The following is a 224-nucleotide window of genomic DNA, read 5'->3' as shown; positions in this document are numbered from 1 at the left end:
GACGCCAGCGTGACGGTGCATTACGTCGACGGCACCGAAGAAGTCTACGTCCACGACGAGCGGGCGCGGCTGGTGCGCCAGGTCGCGGCCGATGGTGGCGAACAGCTCAAGGCCTATGACGAGCAGGGCCGGTTGATCGCCGAACAGGATGCGCTCGGCGCCGTCACCGAATACCACTACGACGACGTCGGACGGCTGATCGCGCTGATTCCACCGGACGATGC

General features: G+C 66.1%; 1 protein-coding gene. It reads left to right on the top strand.

Annotation, left to right across the window (positions count from 1 at the left end; genetic code table 11):
• The coding region (locus HU727_RS25630; RefSeq protein WP_217847169.1) for an RHS repeat domain-containing protein at window positions 1-224 on the top strand (224 nt) is incomplete at both ends.

Origin of the sequence: Pseudomonas khorasanensis (genome assembly GCF_014268505.2) — a bacterium.
In the GTDB taxonomy this organism is placed as follows: domain Bacteria; phylum Pseudomonadota; class Gammaproteobacteria; order Pseudomonadales; family Pseudomonadaceae; genus Aquipseudomonas; species Aquipseudomonas khorasanensis.
Note: the sequence above shows the minus strand (reverse complement) of the source record. Positions and strands in the feature narration are given on the sequence as shown.